At 33.1% G+C, this 5,605-nt stretch carries 4 protein-coding genes and 1 riboswitch; of the genes, 3 read left to right on the top strand and 1 reads right to left on the bottom strand.

Annotated features, from left to right (window positions below):
- The coding region (gene metK / locus ACIQ2I_RS07465) for a methionine adenosyltransferase (RefSeq protein WP_396181797.1) at window positions 1-1,156 on the bottom strand (1,156 nt) is incomplete at its 3' end.
- Between the two features lie 335 nt (window positions 1,157-1,491).
- Window positions 1,492-1,600: riboswitch (SAM riboswitch) on the top strand.
- 105 nt (window positions 1,601-1,705) lie between these two features.
- Between metK and ACIQ2I_RS07460 the strand changes: the two genes are divergently transcribed.
- The 3 genes from ACIQ2I_RS07460 to metH all read left to right on the top strand — a co-directional run.
- Window positions 1,706-2,731: a homocysteine S-methyltransferase family protein gene (locus ACIQ2I_RS07460; RefSeq protein ID WP_396181796.1), complete on the top strand. Its 1,026-nt coding sequence runs from the start codon at window positions 1,706-1,708 to the stop codon at window positions 2,729-2,731.
- A gap of 3 nt (window positions 2,732-2,734) precedes the next feature.
- Window positions 2,735-3,244, top strand: coding sequence for a hypothetical protein (locus ACIQ2I_RS07455; RefSeq protein WP_396181795.1), 510 nt, complete (start codon window positions 2,735-2,737; stop codon window positions 3,242-3,244).
- 15 nt (window positions 3,245-3,259) lie between these two features.
- Window positions 3,260-5,605, top strand: a 2,346-nt coding sequence (metH, locus tag ACIQ2I_RS07450) for a methionine synthase (RefSeq protein WP_396181794.1), incomplete at its 3' end; no start/stop codon positions are given.

Here is a 5,605-nt window from a genome sequence, read left to right as displayed (position 1 = left end):
CTTCATTTTTACGTCCCATGTGTCCGTAAGCAGCAGTTTCGCTATAAATTGGCGTTCTTAATTTTAAATTTTGCTCAATTGCATAAGGTCTTAAATCAAACAATTGTGCTACTTTATCAGAAATTTGAGAATCTAATAAACCGTTTTTAGCAGTACCGTATGTGTTTACATAAATGTTACATGGTTTTGCCACTCCAATAGCATAAGAAACTTGAACTAAAACTTCGCTAGCCACCCCTGCAGCAACTAAGTTTTTAGCAATATGACGCGCAGCATAAGCAGCACTTCTGTCTACTTTACTTGGATCTTTTCCTGAGAATGCACCACCACCGTGAGCCCCTTTTCCACCATAAGTATCCACAATAATTTTTCTACCTGTTAAACCAGTATCACCATGTGGGCCTCCAATTACGAATTTTCCAGTTGGGTTAATGTGGTATTCAATTTTATCATTAAATAAATGAGCATATTGAGGGTATTTAGCTAAAATTCTAGGAATTAAAATTTCTATAATATCTCTCTTAATTTTTGCTAACATAGAAGTTTCCTCATCAAAATCATCATGTTGTGTAGAAACTACGATAGAATCAATTCTTACAGGAACATTATCATCATTGTATTCTAAAGTAACTTGAGATTTTGCATCAGGACGCAAATAAGTTATCGCTGAATTTTCTCTACGTAATTCGGCTAATTCTTGTAATAATTTATGCGCTAAATCTAATGCTAATGGCATTAAATCAACTGTTTCGTTTGTTGCATAACCAAACATAATTCCTTGGTCACCAGCGCCTTGTGCGTTAGCTTTCGATTCAAAATCTGTAGCGGCAGCTCTGTCAACTCCTCTATTAATATCATCAGATTGGTCATGAATAGCAGATAAAACGCCACATGAATTGGCTTCAAACATATATTCGCTTTTTGTGTAGCCAATCTTTCTAATTACATCACGTGCAATAGATTGAACATCTAAATAAGTAGTAGATTTTACTTCACCAGCTAAAATTACTTGCCCAGTGGTGACTAAAGTTTCACAAGCTACTTTTGATGATGGGTCAAATGCTAAAAAATTATCAATTAATGCATCACTAATTTGATCTGCAATTTTGTCTGGATGTCCTTCACTAACAGATTCCGACGTAAATAAATATGCCATAATTATAAAAAATAAATAATAATTAACGAAAAAATTGCAAGGAAATACTAAAGTAGGAAAGATGCTGCTTTAGCATTTTTTTACGAGGTTGCAATCAGTTCAAATTTTTCCTCTTTAATTCTGGTACAAAGTTATAAAATCAATTTGATATATAAATCATAAAATGTAATTAAAATTTTATTTTCAATCTCAAAATGCATTTATAGATTATTTTTCATTAAAAATTAATATTAAATGAAAAATTATCTAAATTTATCTAAAATAAAATAAAAAATTAGAAAATATTTCTTTTTTAGATTATTTTATTATCTTTGCGCTGTTCATAAACATACTGATTGTTATCACGAAAGGTGGAGGGATTAGACCCTTTGAAACCTTAGCAACCCTACACTTGTAGAAGGTGCTACATTCTATTCCGATTTTTTGGTCGGAAACAGATAACTAGAAAATTTAACACTTTTCGCTGATATCAATTTTACGCTTAGAAACTTGCTTTTTCATTTAGAAATTTCAAGATTTTTATTTTAAAAAATATAATATCTATAAAAAATGTTAACTAATATCAACAATTCAACGCAAGCCGCCAAAAGCAGCATTCTTCAAGCCATTAAAGAAAGAATTTTAGTTCTAGATGGCGCTATGGGTACGATGTTACAACGCAATAAATTTGAAGAAGAAGATTTTCGTGGCGAACGTTTCAAAGATTTTTCTCATCCTTTAAAAGGAAATAATGACCTACTTTCCATTACACAACCAGAAGCTGTAAAAGAAGTCCACCGTTTGTATTTTGAAGCCGGTGCAGATATTGTAGAAACTAATACTTTTTCAGGAACTACAATTGGAATGGCTGATTATCATATGGAAGATTTGGTGTACGAATTAAATTACCAATCCGCTAAAATTGCTAGAGAAGTTGCTGATGAATTTACTGCCTTAAATCCGAATCAACCCCGTTTTGTAGCAGGTTCTATAGGACCAACTAATAGAACGGCTTCCATGTCGCCAGATGTAAATGATCCAGGCTATCGTGCCGTAACTTTTGACGATTTACGAATCGCATACAAACAACAAGTTGAAGCATTAATAGATGGAGGTTCGGATGTACTTTTAGTTGAAACTATTTTCGATACCTTAAACGCCAAGGCCGCACTTTTTGCAATTGAAGAAGTAAAAGAAGAAAGAAATTTAGACATTCCAATTATGGTTTCAGGAACTATTACAGATGCTTCTGGAAGAACTTTATCTGGACAAACGGTAGAAGCTTTTTTAATTTCTATCCAGCATATTCCTTTGTTAAGTGTGGGTTTCAATTGCGCATTAGGCGCAGATCAATTGAAGCCTTATTTAAAACGTTTAGCCATGAATACTCAATTAAATATTTCGGCACATCCAAATGCTGGTTTGCCAAATGCCTTCGGAGAATATGACCAAACACCAATGGAAATGCAGGTTTTAATTCGTGAATATTTACATGACAATTTGATAAATATAATAGGAGGTTGCTGCGGTACAACTCCCGATCACATTAAAGCTATCGCAGAAGTTGCTAAAGAATTTAAACCAAGAAAAGTTTAGTTTATGAAAAATTTTATAACATTAATTTTTAGTATTGTTTTTAGTACTTTAGTTAGTTGTTCATCTACTGACAATTGTACAAAAACAATTACTATTCCAAGTAGAAATATAATTACACCAACTGGTTCAGCTTATATTCCCGAATCTAAATCAGAAGTTCCATGTGATTATGTGGAAACTCCAATTCAAGAGCAAGCGCCATTACAAAATTTTAGTTATGAAGTATTAAATTTCACTTTTATCCCCGACACAGGAAATAATACCAATAGATTAAAATTTGATATCAAACTTAATAATCCAAATAATTTTGTGATTAAAGGTTTCCCTTATTTTACAGTTAATACAGACGGTCTTGTGTCTTCTTCAGGTTTTATAAATGGAGCAACTTCTACTTGTACTGAAATAAATCCTAACTCTAGTTGTATTTTTTCTTACGACAAACAAGCATCTCTTAATTTAGGTGTTATTCAATCCATTCAGTTAGTTAATGTTAAGTATTATTTGACAGAGTAGACAAAAAATAAAAATATGAATAGATCAAATAAAATAAATTTACAACTTTCAGGGTTAGAACCACTTTTCGTTACCGAAGAATCTATTTTCGTGAACGTTGGTGAACGAACGAATGTTACAGGTTCCCGAAAATTTCTCCGTTTAATTAAAGAAGAAAAATATGATGAAGCACTTTCGGTAGCTCGAGAGCAAGTAGAAGGTGGTGCCCAAATTATTGATATTAACATGGATGAAGGTATGTTGGATGGCGTGTTTGCTATGACAAAATTCCTAAATTTAATTGCTGCCGAACCAGATATTGCTCGTGTTCCCGTAATGATTGATAGCTCTAAATGGGAAATTATTGAAGCAGGTTTAAAAGTTGTACAAGGTAAAGCGGTGGTAAATTCTATTTCTTTAAAAGAAGGAGAAGCCGTTTTTATCCATCATGCCAAACTAGTAAAACGATATGGTGCGGCAGTAATTGTAATGGCTTTTGACGAAGTTGGACAAGCAGATAATTACCAAAGAAGAATTGAAATTTGTAAAAGAAGTTACGATATTTTGGTTAACCAAGTTGGGTTTCCTGCTGCAGATATTATTTTCGATCCTAATATTTTTCCAGTAGCAACTGGTATGGATGAACATAAATTAAACGCATTAGATTTTTTCCAAGCAACAAAATGGATTCGTGAAAACTTGCCTTTTGCTAATATTTCTGGCGGTGTAAGTAATGTTTCCTTCTCCTTTCGTGGCAATGATAAAGTACGAGAAGCAATGCATTCTGCCTTCTTATATCATGCCATTCAAAATGGTATGACTATCGGAATTGTTAATCCAGAAATGTTAGAAATTTACGATGAAATTGATCCTATATTATTAGAACATGTTGAAGATGTTCTTTTAAATAGAAGAGACGATGCCACAGAACGATTGTTAGATTTAGCCGAGAGTTTTAAAGGCGATTTTAAGATAAATGAAAAGGCTATAGCTGAATGGCGAAATGGGTCCATTCAGGAACGATTGACCCATTCATTAGTAAAGGGAATAGACGAATTTATTGAAATTGATGTTGAAGAAGCCAGATTACAAGCCAAAAAAGCTATTGAAGTTATAGAGATAAGCTTAATGAATGGTATGAACGTGGTTGGAGATTTATTTGGAAGCGGGAAAATGTTTTTACCTCAAGTTGTAAAATCAGCACGTGTAATGAAGAAAGCAGTGGCTTATTTATTACCATATATTGAAGAAGAAAAAGATTCAACCGCTTCGTCTTCTGCTGGAAAAGTATTGATGGCAACCGTAAAAGGTGATGTTCACGACATTGGAAAAAATATTGTATCTGTAGTTTTGGCCTGTAATAATTTTGAAATTATCGATTTGGGAGTTATGGTTCCACCAGAAAAAATTATTGATGCGGCCATAAAAGAAAATGTAGATATTATAGGTTTGAGTGGCTTAATTACACCATCATTAGACGAAATGGTGTATTTGGCCAAAGAAATGGATAAGTTGAACATCAAAATCCCAATAATGATAGGTGGTGCTACCACTTCGCGTGCACACACGGCAGTAAAAATAGCTCCAGAATATAAGGCAACCGTGGTCCATGTTAATGATGCTTCAAGAGCAGTAACCGTTGCATCGAATTTATTAAATACGGAATCAAAAACAGATTTTTCAATAGCTTTACGAAAGGAATATGATACATTACGAGATGGCTATTTGAATAGAGCTAGAGAGAAAAATTTCTTAACAATTGATGCAGCTCGTAAAAATAAATTCAAAATTAATTGGGATAATTATAAGCCCAAACATCCTAATTTTATTGGAACAAAAATAGTTGAGGTCGAATTGTCAGAATTAGTTGATTTTATCGATTGGACACCCTTTTTTCAATCGTGGGAATTATATGGAAAATATCCTGCTATTTTAACCGATGAGGTCGTTGGTGAACAAGCAACTGAATTATTTAAAGATGCACAAAATATGTTGTCCAAAATTGTTTCTGAAAAATGGTTCACGGCAAAAGGAATTTTAGGAATTTTTCCAGCCAATACAATTAATGATGACGATATCGAAGTATATTCAGAACCTTTAGCCCAAAACCCAAAGCCCAAAACCTTTTTATCATTAAGACAACAATCTCAAAAAACGGCTGGTTCGACCAATATTGCATTAGCGGATTTTATTGCACCAAAAGAAACTGAAATTCAGGATTTTATTGGCTGTTTCTGTGTAACAACTGGTTTTGGAGTGGATGAAAAAGCAGCAGAATTTGAAAGCCAATTAGACGATTATAATGCCATTTTAACCAAAGCTTTAGGTGACAGATTAGCAGAAGCTTTTGCGGAATATTTACACTTAAAAGTTCGTAAGGAA

The sequence above is a fragment of the Flavobacterium sp. genome (assembly GCF_044368995.1).
Lineage (GTDB): Bacteria > Bacteroidota > Bacteroidia > Flavobacteriales > Flavobacteriaceae > Flavobacterium.
The sequence above is the reverse complement of the archived record's forward strand: the minus strand, read 5'-3'. Positions and strand labels throughout refer to the sequence as shown.